Origin of the sequence: Burkholderia metallica (assembly GCF_902832845.1) — a bacterium.
GTDB lineage: Bacteria > Pseudomonadota > Gammaproteobacteria > Burkholderiales > Burkholderiaceae > Burkholderia > Burkholderia metallica.
The window spans coordinates 111,950-130,831 of sequence record NZ_CADFDB010000014.1 but is presented as its reverse complement, the minus strand read 5'-3'; the positions used below and the strand labels follow the sequence as shown (position 1 = coordinate 130,831).

Sequence of the window (18,882 nt, the reverse complement as noted above, 5' to 3'; positions counted from 1 at the left end):
TGAAGGCAAACGCAGGTGCGACGGCCCGGCTTGCGGCCGTTGCTTCGCATTTTTGCGTCGCGGGGGACTCGGGACAATTCAGCCGTTCGATAGAGGCTGTCGTAATGGATCAATGCCGGAGGGGGCGGTTGTCGGGCGCGTGAACGACGAACCGGTACTGCATCGGCAGCATACGCTGCGTAGCGGTGTGGCCTGTTCACGCAGGAGGCGGCCGTTCAATTAACGGCGGGAGGATGCGCGTGTCGCACGTCGCGCGGAGCGCGCGGCGGCGTGCGCGTATCCGCTTTCCCGCTGCCGCGACGCGCGAATGCTATCCTCTCGTCCGCGAAAACCAGCCTCACCCAGCGAGATTCAATCATGACCCGACTGATCAAGCGCGCGTCCGCCGAAGCGCGCGCGTCCAAGCGCAGCAAGCCGTCCGCGTACAACGGCTCCGAAAAGCTCCAGCCGCCGCGCGTGAAGCGCCGCCCGGACATCGACGAACACGACGACGTGCCGGTGCTCGAAGCGCCGCGCAAGCCGCGCTTCGCACCTGTGACGTTCTCGGAAGAGGGCGGCGTGCGCTTCCTGCACTTCGGTACCGAATGGGTGCAGGGCGCGATGCGGATCTCGAAGCCGCTGCATATCGAACTCGAATACGCGCAGCAGATGATGGCGTGGCTCCTGTTCCTCGAAACGCCCGAGCGGATCGTCCAGCTCGGGCTCGGCACCGGCGCACTGACCAAGTTCTCGCACCGGTTCCTGCCGCACGCGAAGGTCGAGGCGGTCGAGCTGAACCCGGCCGTGATCGTCGCCGCGCGCACGATGTTCGCGCTGCCGCCCGACGACGCGCGCCTCGCCGTGCACGAAGCCGACGCATGGGACTTCGTCAACGACCCGGCCAATCGCGGCACGACGGGCGCGATCCAGATCGACCTGTACGACGCGACCGCGCGCGGTCCGGTGCTCGACAGCGTGTCGTTCTACCGCGCGGTGCGCGGCTGCCTCGCCGACGCGGGCATCGCGACGATCAACCTGTTCGGCGATCACCCGAGCTTCGTGCGCAACATGAAGCACCTGAACGCCGCGTTCGATCACCGTGTGATCGCGCTGCCGGAAGTGCACGACGGCAACCGGATCGCGATCGCCTTCTCGGGCCCCGCGCTCGACGTGCCGTTCGCGCAGCTCGACGCCCGCGCGAAGCTGATCGAGGACACGCTGAAGCTGCCCGCGCGCAAGTGGGTGAAAGCATTGAAAGAAACGACCGGCGCACGCGACACCGCGTTCGCGATCTGACGCCGCATGCACCGGCGACAGGCCGGTGCAACCACGCGACAGGGGGCGGATCACCTCGGGTTCGCCCCTGCTTGACCGCGTGCTCGCGGCTCCTATACTGGCGCGAAGCCAGGGGAGCCGCTGCCTACCCGTTTTGCGCTCCTCTCGGCGCCGTACCCGCTCAACAAGATCGATAACCGGGAAAGAAGAGGAGACGTCATGGCTCACGATGCCGACGCCAACCGGGCCGCCAAGCGCTGGCTCTGGCTGCTGGTACTGCCGCTGATCGCGATGGTCTGGGTACCGTCGTACAGCAAGATCGAACCGCAGTTGTTCGGTTTTCCGTTTTTCTACTGGTACCAGCTGCTTTGGGTCTTCATCAGCGCGGTGATTACCGCGTTCGTGTATTTCAAGACCAAGAACGCATGGAAGGCGAGCGGCCCGCACGGAGGTGCGCAATGAATCTCGGCGCTACTTTCGTCTTCGTCCTGCTGTTCATCGGCGTCACGATCATCGGTTTCCTGGCCGCGAACTGGCGGCGCGGCGATCTCGCCCATCTCGACGAATGGGGCCTCGGCGGACGCCGCTTCGGCACGATCGTCACGTGGTTCCTGCTCGGCGGCGACCTCTACACGGCCTACACGTTCGTCGCGGTGCCCGCGCTCGTGTTCGGCGCCGGTGCGATGGGCTTCTTCGCGCTGCCTTATACGATCCTGATCTATCCGTTCGCGTTCGTCGTGTTCCCGAAGCTGTGGAGCATCGCGAAGCGGCACGGCTACGTGACGGCCGCCGACTTCGTCAACGCGCGCTACGGCAGCCGGATGCTGGCGCTCGCGATCGCGGTCACAGGCATCGTCGCGACGATGCCGTACATCGCGCTGCAGCTCGTCGGCATCGAAGTGGTGATCGGCGCGCTCGGCTTCGACACGACCGGCTTCGTCGGCGACCTGCCGCTGATCATCGCGTTCGCGATCCTCGCCGCGTACACGTACACGTCGGGGCTGCGCGCACCGGCGATGATCGCGATCGTGAAGGACGTGCTGATCTACATCACGATTGCCGCGGCGGTCGTCGTGATTCCCGCGAAGCTCGGCGGCTTCGGGCATATCTTCGCGAGCGTGCCGCCCGCGAAACTGCTGCTGAAGGCGCCCGACGCGATGAGCCTGAACGGCTACAGCGCATACGCGACGCTCGCGATCGGCTCGGCGCTCGCGCTGTTCCTGTACCCGCACTCGGTCACGGCGATCCTGTCGTCGTCGTCGGGCAACTCGATCCGCCGCAACATGGCGATGCTGCCCGCGTACTCGTTCGTGCTCGGCCTGCTCGCGCTGCTCGGCTACATGGCGCTCGCGTCGGGCGTGAAGGACATGCCGCAGTACGCGCCGTACTTCAAGGCGTTCGGCCCGAACTTCGCGGTGCCCGCGCTGTTCCTCGAATACTTCCCGTCGTGGTTCGTCGGCGTCGCGTTCGCGGCGATCGGCATCGGTGCGCTGGTGCCGGCGGCGATCATGTCGATCGCCGCCGCGAACCTGTACACGCGCAACATCCACCGCGAGTTCGTGAACCGCAACATGTCGCACGACCAGGAGACGCACGTCGCGAAGCTCGTGTCGCTGATCGTGAAGGTCGGCGCGGTCGCGTTCATCCTCGGACTGCCGCTGACCTACGCAATCCAGCTGCAACTGCTCGGCGGGATCTGGATCATCCAGACGCTGCCCGCGATCGTGCTCGGCCTCTATACGCGCGTGCTCGACCATCGCGGCCTGCTGGCCGGCTGGGCGGCCGGCATCGTGTGCGGCACGTGGATGGCGATTTCGCTGAAGCTCGCCAGCTCGATCTTCACGATCCACCTGTTCGGTGTCGCGATTCCCGGCTACGCAGCCGTATGGTCGCTGGTCGTGAACCTGGTGGTGGCGGTGGTGGTGAGCGTGCTGGTGCGCGTGATGGGCATGGCGCATGCGGAGGATCGCACGCGGCCGGAGGACTATCTCGACGTGGTCGAGAGCTGAGACGGACGGCTTGCGACGGAGAAACGCCCGCCACCTCGCGGTGGCGGGCGTTTTCTTGCGTCAGCCCTTCGCGCGCTGCGCGAGGTCCTCGCGCTGAGACAGGTCCTCGACGTTGACCATCCAGTGCACGCCGAAGCGATCCTTCACCATCCCGAAGCCGAGCGCCCAGAACGTCTTGCCGAACGGCATCGTCACTTCGCCGCCGTCGGCGAGCGCATTGAACAGCTTCTGGCCTTCGTCGACCGTCGCCGGGTTCAGCGACAGCGAATAGCCGGCGTGCACGCCGCCGCCGGGCTGGCTGCAGTCGCCGTCCGAGCACATGATCATCGAGTCGCCGATCGTGAAGCTCGCATGCATCACCTTGTCGGCCATCTCCGGCGTCATCGGGTAGTCGGGATTCGGCGGCGCGTCCTTGAAGTGCATCTTGAACATCGTCTTCGCACCGAGCGCCTTTTCGTAGAACTGAAGGGCTTCATCGGCGCGACCGTAGAACGTCAGGTACGGTTGAACTTGCATCGTTGTCTCCTGTAGTGGGGGAACCGGCCAGCGCATTCGCGCGGGCTCGGCGTCGTGCAAGACTGACTGGGAAAGGGGGCCTCGGGAGGCGGCCGACGCACCCGTGACGTGGATTGTAGTGCGCGTGCTTGACGATGGAATGAAAAATAAAAACGGCCGCGAACAGGACGTTCGCGGCCGTATGCGGCGTGCGTGCTGACGGCTGTTGCCAGTGTTGCTGACAGCCGCTGACGCGTGCGCGGCTCAGCGCAGCGAGTCGATCAGCTTCTCGAGCTTCACCGCATCCGCAGCGAATACGCGGATGCCTTCGGCGAGCTTTTCGGTCGCCATCGCGTCGTCGTTCAGCTGGAAGCGGAACGCGGCTTCGTCGATCGCGACGCGCGCGGCGGGCTTGTCCTGCAGCGCTTCCGGCGACAGTTTGCGCGTGACGGTCTCGTTGCTGTCCTGCAGCTTCTGCAGCAAATCGGGACTGATCGTCAGCAGGTCGCAGCCGGCGAGTTCGGTGATCTGGCTCGTCGTGCGGAAGCTCGCGCCCATCACTTCGGTCTTGTAGCCGAACGTTTTGTAGTACGTGTAGATGCGGCGCACCGACTGCACGCCCGGATCGTTCGCACCGCCGTCCTTCTCTTCATTCCACTCCGCACCGGCCTGCTTCTTGTACCAGTCGTAGATGCGGCCGACGAACGGCGAGATCAGCTGCGCCCCGGCTTCCGCGCAGGCGGCGGCCTGCACGAGCGAGAAAAGCAGGGTCATGTTGCACTTGATCCCTTCCTTCTGCAGCACTTCGGCCGCGCGGATGCCTTCCCACGTCGACGCGAGCTTGATCAGGATGCGTTCGCGGCCGATACCGGCTGCTTCGTACAGCTTGATGAGCTCGCGGCCCTTGTCGATCGAGCGCTGCGTATCGAACGACAGGCGCGCGTCGACCTCGGTCGACACACGGCCCGGGATCAGCTTCAGGATCTCGGTGCCGAATGCGATCAGCAGGCGGTCGATGATGAAATCGGTGCTTTCGTTGCGATGATCGCGGACGGTCTTCTCGAGGATCGGCTTGTACGCGTCCTTCTGGACCGCCTTCAGGATCAGCGACGGGTTCGTGGTCGCGTCCTGCGGCTGGTATTGCGCAAGCTGCTGGAAATCGCCCGTGTCGGCGACGACGGTCGTGTACTGCTTCAGCTGGTCGAGTGCGGTAGTCATGGCGATTCGGAAGAAGGGCGCAAGGCGCCGGGTTCTCACGGGCCGCGCGAGCGCGGCGGCGAAGCGAAGCGGCGCCGGGCGCCGCCTCCGATCCATCATTTTAGGCCCGATTCGTGTCGAGCACGTTTTGGTGTGCGGCACGCCCGCCGCGACGGGCGCGGCGCCGCGTCACGCAGGGCGGCGCGCGTTCAGGATCACCTGCGTGACGATGCCCGCGACGAGCCCCCAGAACGCCGAACCGATCGACAGGAGCGTGAGGCCCGACGCGGTGACCATGAACGTGACGAGCGCGGCTTCGCGCTGCTTCACGTCCTGCATCGCGTTCGCGAGGCCGCTCATGATCGAGCCGAACAGCGCGAGCGCGGCGACCGACACGACGAGCGCCTTCGGCAGCGCCGCGAACAGCGCGGCGATCGTCGCGCCGAAGATGCCGGCGATCAGATAGAACATGCCGCACCACACGGCGGCCGTATAGCGCTTCGAGCGATCCTCGTGCGCTTCCGGGCCCGTGCAGATCGCGGCCGTGATCGCCGCGAGATTGACGCCGTGCGAGCCGAACGGCGCGAGCAGCAGCGACGCGAGGCCGGTCGTCGCGATCAGCGGCGACGACGGCGTCTGATAGCCGTCCGCGCGCAGCACCGCGATGCCCGGCACGTTCTGCGACGCCATCGCGACGACGAACAGCGGAATGCCGATGCTGACGATCGACGCGATCGAGAACGCGGGCATCGTGAACACGGGCTTCGCGAACGCGACGTGAAAGCCGCTGAAGTCGAGCAGGCCGAGCCCGCCTGCCACGGCCGTGCCGACGATCAGCGTCGTGACGATCGCGTAGCGCGGCGCGAACCGCTTGACGATCAGGTAAGTGAAGAACATCGCGAGCACGAGCGCGGTCTGGAACTGCGCGGCGCGGAAGATCTCGATGCCGATTTCGAACAGGATGCCCGCGAGCAGCGCGGCGGCGATGCCGGCCGGAATCTTGCGCATCAGCGTGTCGAACAGCCCGCTCACGCCGACGGCCGTCAGCAGCACCGCGCAGACGACGAACGCACCGATCGCCTCGGGGTAGGGCACGCCGGGCAGCGACGCGATCAGCAGCGCGGCGCCGGGAGTCGACCACGCGACCACGACCGGCGCGCGAAAGCGCAGCGACAGGCCGATCGTCGTCAGCGCCATGCCGATCGACAGCGCCCAGATCCACGACGAGATCTGCGCATCGGTGAGGTGGGCGGCGCGGCCGGCCTGGAACATCAGCACGAGCGAGCTCGTGTAGCCGGTCATCATCGCGACGAAGCCGGCGACGAGTGCCGAGACGGACGTATCGGCGAAAAAGCGGCGGCCGCCGACGCGGCTGGCGCTCGCGGTGGGCGAGGGGTTCATGCTATCTCCGGGGAGAGGCCGCTCGGACGCGGCCTTCGTACTGGGTGGGTATCGTTACTTGCTGAGTGCGCGCATCGCGGTTTCGAGACCCGCGAGCGTGAGCGGATACATGCGATGGCCGAGCAGGTCGCGGATCACCGCGACCGACTGCCGGTATTCCCATAGCCGCTCGGGCTCGGGGTTCAGCCACGCATGATGGGGGAACTGGTCGGCGAGGCGGCGCAGCCACACGGCGCCGGCTTCCGGGTTGTTGTACTCGACCGAACCGCCGGGCTGCAGCACTTCGTACGGGCTCATCGTCGCGTCGCCGACGAAGATCAGCTTGTAGTCGGGCGTGAACTTGTGCAGCACGTCCCACGTCGCGGTGCGCTCCGAGTGGCGGCGCCGGTTGTTCTTCCACAGGTGGTCGTACACGCAGTTGTGGAAGTAGAAGAACTCCAGGTGCTTGAATTCGGCCTTCGCGGCCGAGAACAGTTCTTCGGTACGCTTGATGTGATCGTCCATCGAGCCGCCGACGTCGAGCAGCATCAGCACCTTCACGTTGTTGTGGCGCTCGGGCACCATCCGCAGGTCGAGCCAGCCCGCGTTCGCGGCGGTGCTGCGGATCGTGCCGGGCAGGTCGAGCTCCTCGGCCGCGCCTTCGCGCGCGAAGCGGCGCAGCCGCCGCAACGCGACCTTGATGTTGCGCGTGCCGATCTCGACCGAATCGTCGTAGTCGCGATACGCGCGCGCTTCCCACACCTTCACCGCGGCGCGGTTGCCGTTCGACGGGCCGCCGATGCGCACGCCTTCCGGGTTGTAGCCGCCGTGCCCGAACGGCGACGTGCCGCCGGTGCCGATCCACTTGTTGCCGCCTTCGTGGCGTTCCTTCTGCTCGTCGAGCAGTTCCTTCAAACGCTCCATCAGCTTGTCGAGCCCGCCCATTGCCTCGATCTGCGCCTTCTCCTCCGGCGACAGCTCGCGCTCGAGGCGCTTTTCGAGCCAGTCGAGCGGAATGTCGAACGCTTCGGACGGCAGCGCGGACACGCCGTGGAAATACGCGCCGAACGCCTGGTCGAACTTGTCGAAATACTGCTCGTCCTTGACGAGCGTCATTCGCGCGAGGAAATAGAACGCGTCGATCGACGGCGAGATCAGCCCGGCCTTCAGCGATTCGAGCAGCGTCAGGTATTCCTTCACCGAGACGGGCAGCTTGGCTGCGCGCAGCGCGTAGAAGAAATTGAGCAGCATGGCCGGGCCTTCGCGGGTGAGGAGGAGTTACCGGTTGTGCCGGTTCATGTAGACGAGCCGTTCGAGCAGGCTCAGGTCCTGCTCGTTCTTCAGCAGCGCACCGGCGAGCGGCGGCACGATCTGCTTCGCGTCCACGCCGCGCAACTGGTCGGCCGGGATGTTCTCGGCGAGCAGCAGCTTCAGCCAGTCGAGCAGTTCGGACGTCGACGGCTTCTTCTTCAGGCCCGCCACGCCGCGCAATTCGAAGAAACTCTCGAGCGCCGCGCGCAACAGCTCTTCGCGGATGTCGGGGAAGTGCACGGCGACGATCTTCTGCATCGTCGCCGGGTCGGGAAACTGGATGTAGTGGAAGAAGCAGCGGCGCAGGAACGCGTCGGGCAGCTCCTTCTCGTTGTTCGACGTGATGATGACGAGCGGGCGGTGCTTCGCGCGGACCGTCTCGCGCGTCTCGTACACGTGGAATTCCATCCGGTCGAGTTCGCGCAGCAGGTCGTTCGGGAATTCGATGTCGGCCTTGTCGATCTCGTCGATCAGCAGCACGCTCGGGTGCTCGGCGTCGAACGCCTGCCACAGCACGCCCTTGACGATGTAGTTCGAGATGTCCTTCACGCGCGCGTCGCCGAGCTGCGAATCGCGCAGCCGCGACACGGCGTCGTATTCGTACAGGCCCTGCTGCGCCTTGGTGGTCGACTTGATGTGCCACTGCAGCAGCGGCATGTCGAGCGCGGCGGCCACTTCCTCGGCGAGCATGGTCTTGCCGGTGCCGGGCTCGCCCTTGATCAGCAGCGGGCGTTGCAGCGTCAGCGCGGCATTGACCGCGAGCTTCAGATCGTCGGTGGCGACGTAGTGCGAGGACCCTTCGAAACGCATGGCGGCGCTCTTCTCAATCGGGGAAAAAAACCCAGTATAAGTCAGAAGGGCTGTCGGGTTGGACCGCGCCCGCGTATCGTTGCGGGATTGTGGCGGGGCGCCTTATGGACGCATTCCCCGCCGACGCGGTACAATCTGGCCGTTTTTTTTGGCCTGCGTGGCGATCCGATAAGCAAAACGGCGCGGGCCGTTGCCGCTTCGGCGCCAGTTTCCCCTCAAGCTAGGTTACAAGAGCTATGAACAAATTCGTCGGCAAACACGTCGTTGTCGCAGCGCTCGTGGCGCTCGCGGGCAGCGCGCAGGCGGCCGGTGTGGTCGGCAACCCGAAGGACGGGGCGAGCAAGGTCGCCATGTGCATCGGCTGCCACGGCATCCAGGACTACCGCGCGGCGTACCCGGAGGTCTACCGGGTGCCTGTCCTCGGCGGCCAGAACCAGCAATATCTCGAGAACGCGCTGAAGGCCTATCGCAAGAAGGATCGTCACTTCCCGTCGATGAATGCGATCGCCGGCTCGCTGACGGACCAGGACATCGCGGATCTGGCGGCGTACTACGCGTCCCAGAAGGCCGACTCGAAGGACAACCCCTACAAGTAAAGCGCGCGCCGCCGATCTCTGCGGCGGGACAGGAGCATTCATGAACAACGCATTCAAGACGGCGGCGGTTGCACTGGCGGCCGGCCTCGCGATCGGTACCGCACACGCCGCGGACACCGTGAAGGGCAAGGAACTGGTCGAGTCGCACAACTGCGCCGCCTGCCACGGCGCGCAGATGAACAAGCCGATCAACGCCGAATATCCGCGCCTCGCCGGCCAGCACGCCGACTACCTCGTATGGGCGATGCGCCAGTACCAGATGGGCCTGACGAATCCGCTGCTCGGTCGCAACAACGCGATCATGCAGGCGCAGGTGCAGAACCTGTCGGTCAACGACATGAAGGACATCGCGGCCTACATCGAGTCGCTGAAAGAGACCGATCTCGTGTTCAAGAAGTAAGCGCGACGCGTCCGACGGACGCCCTGCGCAGCAAAAATACCCCGCCGCGGCGGGGTATTTTTTTGTTCGCGCGGCGGTGACCGGCGCCGTCGGGCCGGGCGAGCGCCGCGGCGCTCAGTCGCGCGATGCGCGGCGCAGGATGCGCTGCAGGTACGCGTCGGTATCGGGCGGCGTGTTCGTGCGCTGGGCTTCCCAGATCGTCTCGCCGAGGCATTCCATGATCACGTGCTGCGCGTCGTGGGTCGAGTCGAGCTTGGCCGCGAGCTTGTCGTGCGCGGCGCGGATGCCGGGCGGCTGGTCGATCGACAGCTGTTCGCTGATCGCGAGGTGCATCGACAGGTGCAGGAACGGGTTCGTGCGGCCTTCCTCGGGCGTGTACTCGCGCGCGGCGGCGCCGTCGGCGTCGGCGAGCTCGTCGTGGTATTCGGGGTGCTCGACGATCCAGTCGGCCGCGATCGCTTCCAGCGGCGTCAGGATCTCGCCCGCGCGCTGCTTGCGCCAGGTCTCGGTGAAAAAGCGACGCACTTCGTCGCGGCTTGGATTGAACATGGTGGGGAAACGTCGTGATTCGGACGGCTTGATGCCGCGTCGCGCATTGTACGCCGGGTCGGCGGACGGCGCTGACAGTGGGGCGGAGCCGGCGGTGCGGCGGCAGGAGGCGCAATGCAGCCGGCGTACATGCGCCGCGCCGGCCGGTCGCCCCGCTCCGCTGCCGGCGTCGGGGAACGGGTAAGCGCGGGCTAGGCTCGCCGCCGCCGCGCCGTTACACTCCGACGATTTCCGTCGCCACGCCTTTCGCACCCGTTCCGTCATGACCGCCACTTTCCGCCCGTCGTCCGCCGCCCTGCAGGGCACGCTCTACGTCGCGCTGTCCGCCGCCGCGTTCGGCGCGATGGCGATTTTCGGCCGCTATGCGTATGCGGGCGGCGTCGACGTGCTCGGATTGCTGATCGTGCGCTTCGCGATCGGCGGCGCGGTGCTCGCCGCGATTGCCCGGCATCGCCGGGTCGCATGGCCGCGCGCTCGCGCGCTTGCGCCGCTGGTGGCGATGGGTGCGCTCGGCTACGTCGGGCAGTCGTTCTGCTATTTCAGCGCGCTGCAGCACGCGCAGGCGAGCCTCGTCGCGCTGCTGCTGTACCTGTACCCGGCCTTCGTCACCCTGCTGGCCGCATGGTGGCTCGGCGAGCGCCTCACGCGCGCGAAGGCCGTCGCGCTCGTGCTGTGCGTCGCCGGGTCGGCGCTGATGGTCGGCGGCGGGCACGGCGAGCCGCTCGGGATCGCGCTCGCGCTGGCCGCCGCGGTGATCTATTCGCTGTACATCGTCGGGGGCGCGAAGGCGACGCGGGGCGTCGATCCGCTCGCGACCACCGCGATCATCTGTCTGTCGGCGACCGCGACGCTCGTGGCGATCGCCCTGGTGCGGACCGCGATGTTCGGCGCGCCGCCGCGCTGGCCCGCGACGGCCGGCGGCTGGGCGTCGATGCTCGCGATCGCGCTCGTGTCGACGGTGGCCGCGATGCTCGCGTTCTTTGCCGGGCTCGAGCGGCTCGGGGCCGCGCGCACGTCGATGTTGTCGACGCTCGAACCGGTCGTGACGGTCGCGCTCGCGGCGCTGCTGTTCGGCGAAGCGCTGTCGCCGCTGCAGTGGGCGGGCGGCGTGGCGATTCTGGTGGCCGTGCTGGCGCTGGTGCGCGCGGGCGGCGCGGCCGCCGACGACGCGACGGCGACGTCGAACGCGTAGCCCGGAACGGGAAAGCGGGGGCGTGGCGCGGCGGACTCCGCGTCGCGTTGTGGCAGCCGCGACTGACGGGCCGAATGGCAGCCGACGGCGCGTGCATCGCGCGTCCGAACAACGGGTACGGGGCCGTCCCCGCGGCAGGTCGGCCGCGGCTGCGCGTCACTCGTTCGGCGGCGGTGTCTTCGGCCTGAATTCGCACAGCGGCTCGATTGCGCAATGCCAGCATTCGGGCTTGCGGGCCTTGCACACATAGCGCCCGTGCAGGATCAGCCAGTGGTGCGCGTCCTGCAGGAATTCCTTCGGCGTGAACTTCTCGAGCGCGGCCTCGACGGCCCGCACGTCCTTGCCCGGTGCGAGCCCCGTGCGGTTCGCGACGCGGAAGATATGCGTGTCGACCGCGATCGTCGGCTGGCCGAACGCGGTGTTCAGCACGACGTTCGCGGTCTTGCGGCCGACGCCCGGCAGCCCTTCGAGCGCTTCGCGATCGGCCGGCACCTCGCCGTCGTAGCGGTCGAGCAGGATCCGGCTCGTCGCGACCACGTTCTTCGCCTTGGTCCGGTACAGCCCGATCGTCTTGATGTACTCGGTGACGCCTTCCTCGCCGAGTGCGACGATTTGTCGCGGCGTATTCGCGACCGGAAACATCTTCCGCATCGCCTTGTTGACCGACACGTCGGTCGCCTGGGCAGACAGCATCACCGCGATCAGCAGCTCGAACGGCGTCGAGTATTCGAGTTCGGTGGTCGGATGCGGATTGAGGCTCTGCAGCGTTTCGTAGATCGCGCGTCGTTTGCTGGCGTTCATGGAGCGTTCTGGTCGGGCGGGGCGGACGGGCCGCCCGGGCCGTCGTTGCCTGCGTCGTTCTCTTCGTCGGTGCGAGCCGCGTCCGCCGCGTCGGCGTCGCGCTGCGCCTGCTGTTCGGCGAGCCGTTTGCGGCGCGCTTCCGCCGCATCGATCTGTGCCTGGACGGCTGCGCTCACGCCTTCGGTGTTCTTCGGCCCGGCGCCTTGCCCGGACAGTTCCTCCTTCTTCTTGCGCGCCCGTTCGAGCGCGGCGGCGATGATCGCGCGCTTCTTCGCTTCGGCGTCGTCCGCGGCCGGCGCGCCGGACGGCGCTTCCGCTTGCGCGGCAGCCGGCTTCGCGGCGCTGGCCGCGCGACGTGCCGCGGCGCGCGCCTCGGCGGCCTCGCGTTCGCGGCGCTGGCGCGCGAGCCGCAGGTCATGATGCTCGCGCGCGGCATCGGCCTGCACCTGCGACCATGCGTCCCAGCCGGTGCGATCGCCGGTCACCGGCAGCATCGCGATGCAGTCGACCGGGCAGGGCGGCACGCACAGGTCGCAGCCGGTGCACTGCGACGCGATGATCGTGTGCATCTGCTTCGGTGCGCCGACGATCGCATCGACCGGGCACGCCTGGATGCACAGCGTGCAGCCGATGCACAGGTTTTCGTCGATGAAGGCGACCGCGCGCGGATGCTCGCTGCCGTTCATGGGGTTCAGCGGGATCACCGGTTTGCCGAGCAGGCTCGCGAGGCGCGCGATGCCTTCGGCGCCCCCGGGCGGGCACTGGTTGTAGTTCGCGTCGCCGGAGGCGATCGCCTCGGCGTACGGACGGCAGCCGTTATAGCCGCACTTCGTGCATTGCGTCTGGGGAAGCAGATCTTCGATGCGATCTGCGAGTGTTCTGGAATCGGTCACGGTGACTACGGGCGCTGCGGCGCCGAATGGCTCTCGGCCGCGTCGGGCGCGGCCGGAAAGGTTTGCCAAAGCTCGATTATCGCCGATTTCCCGCATTGCGCTGGACGCCGTCTGTGCGCATAATCGAACCGCTTTTTTGCAGGGGCTCAGCAGGAGGGCGGCCGTCCGCGGCGCGCCCGTTCCAGGGCGGCCGGCGCCAAGGCGGTGGGGGTGTCGGTCCGGATCACGCGGCTCACATAGCAAAACGCCACCATGAATCAGCCAAAAATCAAAAGAGATCCTGAAGGTACTCGCCGTCGAATCCTGATGGCGGCGGCCGAAGAGTTCGCGAGTGGAGGGCTGTTCGGCGCACGCGTCGACCAGATCGCGCGCCGGGCCGAAACCAACGAGCGCATGCTCTATTACTACTTCGGCAGCAAGGAGCAGCTGTTCACCGCCGTGCTCGAACACGCGTTCTCCGCGCTGACGGAGGCCGAGCGCGTGCTCGATCTCGACGGCGTCGCGCCGGTCGAAGCCGTCACGCGGCTCGCGCATTTCGTTTGGGACTACTACCGCGACCATCCGGAGCTGCTCAGGCTCATCAACAACGAGAACCTGCACGAAGCGCGCTACCTGCACAAGTCGACGCGGATCCGCGAGATGATGTCGCCGATCGTCGCGAAGCTCGGCAACGTGCTGACGCGCGGCCAGAAGGCCGGGCTGTTCCGTGCCGACGTCGATCCGCTGCGCTTCTACGTGACGCTGTCGGGGCTCGGCTACTACATCGTGTCGAACCGCTTCACGCTCGCCGCGACGCTCGGCCGCGATTTCACCGATACCGACGAGCGCGCCGAGATGGTCCGGATGAACACCGAGGTGCTGCTCGCGTATCTGCTGCGGCGCTGACGCGCGGGCCGCGCTGAAGCGGTCGCCGGATGCAAAAACGCCGCCGTGCGCAGGCAACGGCGGCGTTTTTGCGTCGGAACGCGACGCGCGTCAGGCGGCCTTGCGCGTGCGCAAGGCTTTTGCGCGCGGGCCGGCGGCGGCCCGCTTGGCGGCCGGTGCGGGCTTGGCGGGCGCCGCTGCGGCGGCCTTGGCAGGCGCCTTCGCGCGGGTGCGCTTCGCCGCGGCGACGCGCGTCGTTTCGGCCTGCGCGCTGGCGCTCGGCACGGCAGCGAGCGTCGTTGCCGCCGGTGCGTCCGGGACGTCCTTCGTCGCGCCGTGCTTCTGCTCGGGCGCATGCTCGCGGATGAAGTCGCGCAGCTGCGGATAGATGATCGTGCGCCAGCGGCGGCCCGAGAAAATCCCGTAGTGACCGCATTTTTCGGCGGTCAGGCTGCGGCGATCGTCTTGCGGGATGCCCGTGCACAGCTCGTGCGCGACGTGCGTCTGGCCGCTGCCCGAGATGTCGTCGAGTTCGCCCTCGATCGTCATCAGCGCGGTGTGCTTGATGTCCTGCGGCCGCACGCGCTCGCCTTCGACATCCCACGTGCCTTCCGCGAGCCGGAATTCCTGGAACACGACGCGGATCGTCTCGAGGTAATACTCGGCGGCCATGTCGAGCACCGCGTTGTATTCGTCGTAGAAGCGGCGGTGCGCTTCGGCATCGTCCTCGTCGCCGCGCAGCAGGCTCTGGTAGAAATCCCAGTGCGATTGCGCGTGCCGCTCCGGGTTCATCGCGACGAAGCCCGTGTGCTGCAGGAAGCCCGGATACACCTGGCGGCCTTCGCCCGGATAGTTCGCGGGCACCGTGTGAATCACGTTGTTCTCGAACCACGCGGTCGAGTGCTGGGTGGCGAGCGAATTCACCGACGTCGGGCTGCGACGCGCATCGATCGGGCCGCCCATCATCGTCATCGTGAGCGGCGTGTCCTCGCCGCGGCTCGCCATCAGCGAAATCGCCGCGAGCACCGGCACCGTCGGCTGGCACACCGAGATCACGTGCAGGTTGCGCGCGCCGATGTGACGGATGAACTCCTGGATATACGCGATGTAGTCGTGCAGGTGGAACGGGCCGGTTTCGACCGGCACCATCCGCGCGTCGATCCAGTCGGTGATGTAGACCTTGTGATCCTGCAGCAGCGTGCGCACGGTGTCGCGCAGCAGCGTCGAGTGGTGGCCCGACAGCGGGGCGCAGACCAGCACGACCGGCTCGTCCTTCAACTGCGTGACGGCGTCGGCGTCGTCCGAATAGCGCTTGAAGCGCAACAGCCGGCAGAACGGCTTCTCGATGATCGTCTGCTCGACGATCGGGATGTTGTGGCCGTCCTTGACGATCTGGTGAATGTTGAACTCGGGCTTCTCGTAATCCTTGCCGAGCCGGTACATCAGTTCGTAGGCGGCGGCCATCCGCGGCGCACCCGGCATCAGCGAGAACGGGCTGGACGGATTGGCGAACGATTTGGACGCGGCCTGGGCCCAGGCCGTCAGCGGGCTCAACATGGCGCGCTGGAATTCGTGCAGTTGGTAAAGCATGCAGACTACTCCCGCGTGGGGGACGGTGCGCAAGGGCGGCGTGGGGCGTCGCGGCGTGCCGTGTGGGTCAGCGACCGGCCATGATGCACTGCAGCCGGACAATCGCGTCGATCATATCGGACAACGATCGGTGGTGCAATGCAACATTTCCCCGATTTTTCATCAAAGTTTTGCGATTTGACGATCTCTGACCATACCGCTCGCGCCCCGCTCAGCGGCCTGTCGCGACGGCCGGCGCGGGCTGGCCGGCTGCGCGCGCCATCGCGTCTTCGTGGTGCATCAGGTTCATCGCGGTATGCACCAGCGCCACGTGGGAGAACGCCTGCGGGAAGTTGCCGACGAGCCGCCCGGCTACCGGGTCGTACTCTTCCGCGAGCAATCCGAGGTCGTTCGACAGTGCTAGCAGCCGGCTGAACAGGCGGTGCGCGTCGTCGATCCGGCCCAGCAGCGCGTAGTTGTCGACCAGCCAGAAGCTGCACGCGAGAAACGTGCCTTCGCCGGGCGGCAGGCCGTCGTCGTACTCGGTCGTGCGGTAGCGCATCACGAGTCCGTCGTGCAGCAATTCCCGCTCGATCGCGTCGACCGTGCCGACGATGCGCGGGTCTTCCGGCGGCAGGAAGCCGAGCAGCGGCATCAGCAGCACGCTCGCGTCGAGCTCGTCGCTGCCGTAGCTCTGCGCGAACGCCTGCTTGCCTTCGTGCCACGCGTTGCTGCAGACGTCGGCGTGGATCCGGTCGCGCAGCGCGCGCCAGCGGTCGAGCGAGCCGGGCAGCCGGAACATTTCCGCCGACTTGATCGCGCGGTCGAACGCGACCCACGCCATCACCTTCGAGAACGTGAAATGGCGGCGGCCGCCGCGCGTTTCCCAGATGCCTTCGTCGGGTTCCTGCCAGATCTTCTCGAGATGGTCGAGCAGCGCGCACTGCACCGACCAGACCGTGTCGTCCGCCTGCAGGCCGCCCACGCGCGCGAGGTGCAGCGCGGCCATCACCTCGCCGAACACGTCGAGCTGAAGCTGGTTCGCGGCGCCGTTGCCGACCCGCACCGGCTTCGAATCCTGGTAGCCGGGCAGCCAGTCGAGCTCCATTTCCGGCAGCCGGCGTTCGCCGGCGATCCCGTACATGATCTGGATCTGTTCGGGCGAGCCGGCCATCACGCGGCCGAGCCACGTGCGCCACGCGCGCGCCTCGTCGTAATAGCCGCCGCGCATCAGCGCGAGCAGCGTGATCGTCGCGTCGCGCAGCCAGCAGTAGCGGTAGTCCCAGTTGCGGTTGCCGCCGATCTTCTCGGGCAGCGACGTGGTCGGCGCCGCGACGATGCCGCCGGTCGGCTCGTAAGCGAGCGCCTTCAGCGTGATCAGCGAACGGCGCACCGCGGCCGCGTAGCGGCCCTGCACCTGACAGCGGCCCGACCATTCGAGCCAGTAGTTCTCGGTGCGCGCGAGCATCGACAGCGGATCGCGCGCGGGCGGCAGCCGCAGGTGCGACGCCGCATAGCCGAGCGAGAACGGCACGCGCTCGTCGGCGCTCACCGTGAATTCCGCGAGCGTATGGAGGTTCTTGCCGGTGAGCGGCACCGGCGTGCGCAGCACGACGGTGTCGGGGCCCGCAATCGCCTTCATGCCGTCCTCGCGGCTCAGTTGCGTGACCCACGGGATCGAGAAGCCGTAGTCGAAGCGCAACACGAGCTCCATGCGCATCTTCATCGTGCCGTGGCGGCCGACGACGATCCGGACCAGTTCGGACCAGCCGTTGCCGGGCGGCATGAAGTCGATCACGGTGACGGCGCCGTCGGCGCTTTCGTAGTCGGTTTCGAGAATCAGCGTGTCGCCGCGATAGCGGCGGGTCGTGTGCGTGATCGCGGCGTCGGCGGCCGGTGCGAGCAGCCAGCGGCCGTGCTCGGGGGTGCCGAGAAGCGCCGCGAAGCAGGCGCCCGAATCGAAGCGGGGCCAGCACAGCCAGTCGACGGAGCCGTCTTTTGCAATCAGCGCGGCAGTGTGGCCGTCGCCGACGAGGGCGTAGTCTTCGATCAGGGCAGGCATGGGCAGGCGATCCTTGGGTATTCGAGTTCACAATGCGGACGGCGGTGTCCAGGCTTCACGCGCTGGCGTCGCGCCCCGTATACTCGGCCGGGCGGCGGAGCGCATGAACAGCCGGCGTTTCGTCCTATCTCAACACTTGAAGCGACTCGACGCAAGGAGGATTCAATGCCCAACCGTTTACGCGAGCGTGACGCACGCGCTTCGACACGAGGGTTCCCGCTTAGGCTCGCTCACTGGATGAAAGGTTTCGCGATCGTGCTTTCGTTGTCCGCGACCCATGCATTTGCGCAGCAATCGTCCGCTCCGGCCGACGGCATCTACAACCTGCTCGTCGGCACCTATACGGGCGGAGGCAGCGACGGCATCTATGTTTACCGCTTCGATACTAAAACCGGCAGCGTCGCACCGGTGTCGTCGGCGAAGACGGTCAATCCGTCCTACCTGTTGCCGAGCCGCGACGGTCGCACCGTCTACGCGGTCAACGAACTGCCCGGCGACGACGGGCCGGCGACGCAGCGCGGCGGCATCAGCGCGTTTAGCTTCGACGCGAAGACGGGCGCGCTGAGCTTCATCGACCGCGTGTCGTCGGAAGGGAACGATCCTTGCTATCTCGCGCTGTCGCCGGACGGCAAGTACCTCGTGACGGCCAACTACTCGGTCGCGAAGGATCCGGGCGGCAGTTTCGCGGTGTTTCCGCTGCGCGAGGACGGCGCGGTCGGCCAGGCCGTGCTGAGCGTGCACCACGAAGGCACGGGGCCCGTGAAGGGCCGCCAGGACGGCGCGCACGTGCATTCGACGGTGTTTTCGCCGGACGGCCATTACCTGTTCGTGCAGGATCTCGGCGCGGACAAGATCTACGGCTACCGCTACACGGTGGACGGCAGCCGCGGGCTGATCGGCCCGACCGACACGCGCTACACGCCGGTGAAGGCCGGCTCGGGCCCGCGCCACCTGGTGTTCAGCGCCGACGGCCGGTACGCGTACGTGACGAGCGAGCTCAACGCGTCGGTCGAGGTGTTCGGCTACCACGACGGCAAGCTGACGCCGATCGAGACGCTGCCGATGAGCGCGCCGGGCTTCAAGGGCAAGGTCGGCGGCGGCGCGATCCATTTGTCGCCGGACGGCCGCTTCCTGTACGTGAGCAACCGCGGCGACGCGAACGACCTCGTGATCTATGCGGTGAACCAGGCCGACGGCCGGTTGAAGCAGGTCGGCCGCCAGTCGAGCCTGGGCAAGACGCCGCGCGAGTTCCTGATCGACCCGACGGGCAAATGGCTGATCGTCGGCAACCAGGACAGCGATACGTTCTACGTGTTCAGCCGCAATGTCGAAACCGGGCAGCTCGGTCCGAATCCGCAGAAGGTGGCGGTCGGCAAGCCGGTCGATTTCAAGCTGGTGCCGGTGCAGTAAACGAAAAAGGGTGCTGCCGATGCAGCACCCCGTTGTTTTACGCGGCGGCCGGTTTCCCGGTGCGCCCGTGCCGGTTGACGGCGGCCGCCC

Annotated in this window: 18 protein-coding genes; 8 read left to right on the top strand and 10 right to left on the bottom strand. The window is 67.1% G+C overall.

Going from position 1 to position 18,882, the window contains the following annotated elements:
* Nucleotides 1-357: 357 nt before the first annotated feature.
* The 3 genes from HWX08_RS30260 (at nt 358) to mctP (ending at nt 3,263) form a co-directional block, all read left to right on the top strand.
* Nucleotides 358-1,275 carry a class I SAM-dependent methyltransferase gene (locus tag HWX08_RS30260; RefSeq protein WP_069257264.1) on the top strand — a complete coding sequence of 306 codons (918 nt, stop codon included), beginning with the start codon at nt 358-360 and terminating at the stop codon, nt 1,273-1,275.
* Nucleotides 1,276-1,473: 198 nt separating this feature from the next.
* Nucleotides 1,474-1,716 (top strand): DUF3311 domain-containing protein, encoded by a 243-nt coding sequence (locus HWX08_RS30255; RefSeq protein WP_069257263.1) that lies wholly within the window; start codon nt 1,474-1,476, stop codon nt 1,714-1,716.
* Entirely contained in the window at nt 1,713-3,263 is a 1,551-nt protein-coding gene (gene mctP / locus HWX08_RS30250; protein WP_069257262.1) for a monocarboxylate uptake permease MctP, read from the top strand. Before HWX08_RS30255 ends, mctP begins: the two co-directional genes overlap by 4 nt.
* Before the next feature lie 60 nt (nt 3,264-3,323).
* On the opposite strand, the gene HWX08_RS30245 is transcribed toward mctP, so the two are convergent.
* From HWX08_RS30245 to HWX08_RS30225, 5 genes are all read right to left on the bottom strand, one after another.
* The gene (locus tag HWX08_RS30245) at nt 3,324-3,779 is read right to left on the bottom strand and encodes a VOC family protein (RefSeq protein ID WP_069257261.1); all 456 of its coding nucleotides are present in this window, start codon (nt 3,777-3,779) and stop codon (nt 3,324-3,326) included.
* Nucleotides 3,780-4,022: 243 nt separating this feature from the next.
* Entirely contained in the window at nt 4,023-4,976 is a 954-nt protein-coding gene (gene tal, locus HWX08_RS30240; RefSeq protein WP_069257260.1) for a transaldolase, read from the bottom strand.
* Between the two features lie 168 nt (nt 4,977-5,144).
* Nucleotides 5,145-6,356: a benzoate/H(+) symporter BenE family transporter gene (locus tag HWX08_RS30235; protein ID WP_174921179.1), complete on the bottom strand. Its 1,212-nt coding sequence runs from the start codon at nt 6,354-6,356 to the stop codon at nt 5,145-5,147.
* A 54-nt stretch (nt 6,357-6,410) separates the two neighbouring features.
* Nucleotides 6,411-7,586 (bottom strand): vWA domain-containing protein, encoded by a 1,176-nt coding sequence (locus HWX08_RS30230; RefSeq protein ID WP_174921180.1) that lies wholly within the window; start codon nt 7,584-7,586, stop codon nt 6,411-6,413.
* Nucleotides 7,587-7,613: 27 nt separating this feature from the next.
* Entirely contained in the window at nt 7,614-8,456 is an 843-nt protein-coding gene (locus tag HWX08_RS30225; RefSeq protein ID WP_069257257.1) for an AAA family ATPase, read from the bottom strand.
* 236 nt (nt 8,457-8,692) lie between these two features.
* Between HWX08_RS30225 and HWX08_RS30220 the strand changes: the two genes are divergently transcribed.
* On the top strand, nt 8,693-9,052 hold the full coding sequence (locus HWX08_RS30220) for a c-type cytochrome (protein ID WP_069257256.1): 360 nt from the start codon (nt 8,693-8,695) through the stop codon (nt 9,050-9,052).
* A gap of 40 nt (nt 9,053-9,092) precedes the next feature.
* Nucleotides 9,093-9,452 (top strand): c-type cytochrome, encoded by a 360-nt coding sequence (locus HWX08_RS30215; protein ID WP_069257255.1) that lies wholly within the window; start codon nt 9,093-9,095, stop codon nt 9,450-9,452.
* Between the two features lie 114 nt (nt 9,453-9,566).
* Here the strand turns inward: HWX08_RS30215 and HWX08_RS30210 are convergent, their stop codons facing one another.
* Nucleotides 9,567-10,001, bottom strand: coding sequence for a DUF1841 family protein (locus HWX08_RS30210; protein ID WP_069257254.1), 435 nt, complete (start codon nt 9,999-10,001; stop codon nt 9,567-9,569).
* Nucleotides 10,002-10,263: 262 nt separating this feature from the next.
* Here HWX08_RS30210 and HWX08_RS30205 point away from each other — a divergent pair, with 262 nt between their 5' ends.
* Nucleotides 10,264-11,193 carry a DMT family transporter gene (locus HWX08_RS30205; RefSeq protein WP_174921181.1) on the top strand — a complete coding sequence of 310 codons (930 nt, stop codon included), beginning with the start codon at nt 10,264-10,266 and terminating at the stop codon, nt 11,191-11,193.
* A 156-nt stretch (nt 11,194-11,349) separates the two neighbouring features.
* On the opposite strand, the gene nth is transcribed toward HWX08_RS30205, so the two are convergent.
* Both nth and rsxB read right to left on the bottom strand, forming a co-directional pair.
* A complete protein-coding gene (gene nth, locus HWX08_RS30200) occupies nt 11,350-11,994 on the bottom strand; it encodes an endonuclease III (protein WP_107312252.1) in 645 nt (214 codons plus the stop codon).
* A complete protein-coding gene (gene rsxB, locus HWX08_RS30195; protein WP_174921209.1) occupies nt 11,991-12,983 on the bottom strand; it encodes an electron transport complex subunit RsxB in 993 nt (330 codons plus the stop codon). Before rsxB ends, nth begins: the two co-directional genes overlap by 4 nt.
* Nucleotides 12,984-13,139: 156 nt before the next feature.
* Between rsxB and HWX08_RS30190 the strand changes: the two genes are divergently transcribed.
* Entirely contained in the window at nt 13,140-13,772 is a 633-nt protein-coding gene (locus HWX08_RS30190) for a TetR/AcrR family transcriptional regulator (protein ID WP_069257250.1), read from the top strand.
* Nucleotides 13,773-13,862: 90 nt separating this feature from the next.
* Here the strand turns inward: HWX08_RS30190 and HWX08_RS30185 are convergent, their stop codons facing one another.
* Both HWX08_RS30185 and HWX08_RS30180 read right to left on the bottom strand, forming a co-directional pair.
* Nucleotides 13,863-15,341, bottom strand: coding sequence for a polyhydroxyalkanoate depolymerase (locus HWX08_RS30185; RefSeq protein WP_174921182.1), 1,479 nt, complete (start codon nt 15,339-15,341; stop codon nt 13,863-13,865).
* 211 nt (nt 15,342-15,552) lie between these two features.
* Nucleotides 15,553-17,382, bottom strand: coding sequence for a glycoside hydrolase family 15 protein (locus HWX08_RS30180; RefSeq protein ID WP_069257248.1), 1,830 nt, complete (start codon nt 17,380-17,382; stop codon nt 15,553-15,555).
* Nucleotides 17,383-17,547: 165 nt separating this feature from the next.
* Here HWX08_RS30180 and HWX08_RS30175 point away from each other — a divergent pair, with 165 nt between their 5' ends.
* On the top strand, nt 17,548-18,792 hold the full coding sequence (locus tag HWX08_RS30175; RefSeq protein ID WP_174921183.1) for a lactonase family protein: 1,245 nt from the start codon (nt 17,548-17,550) through the stop codon (nt 18,790-18,792).
* The last annotated feature ends 90 nt before the right edge of the window (nt 18,793-18,882 follow it).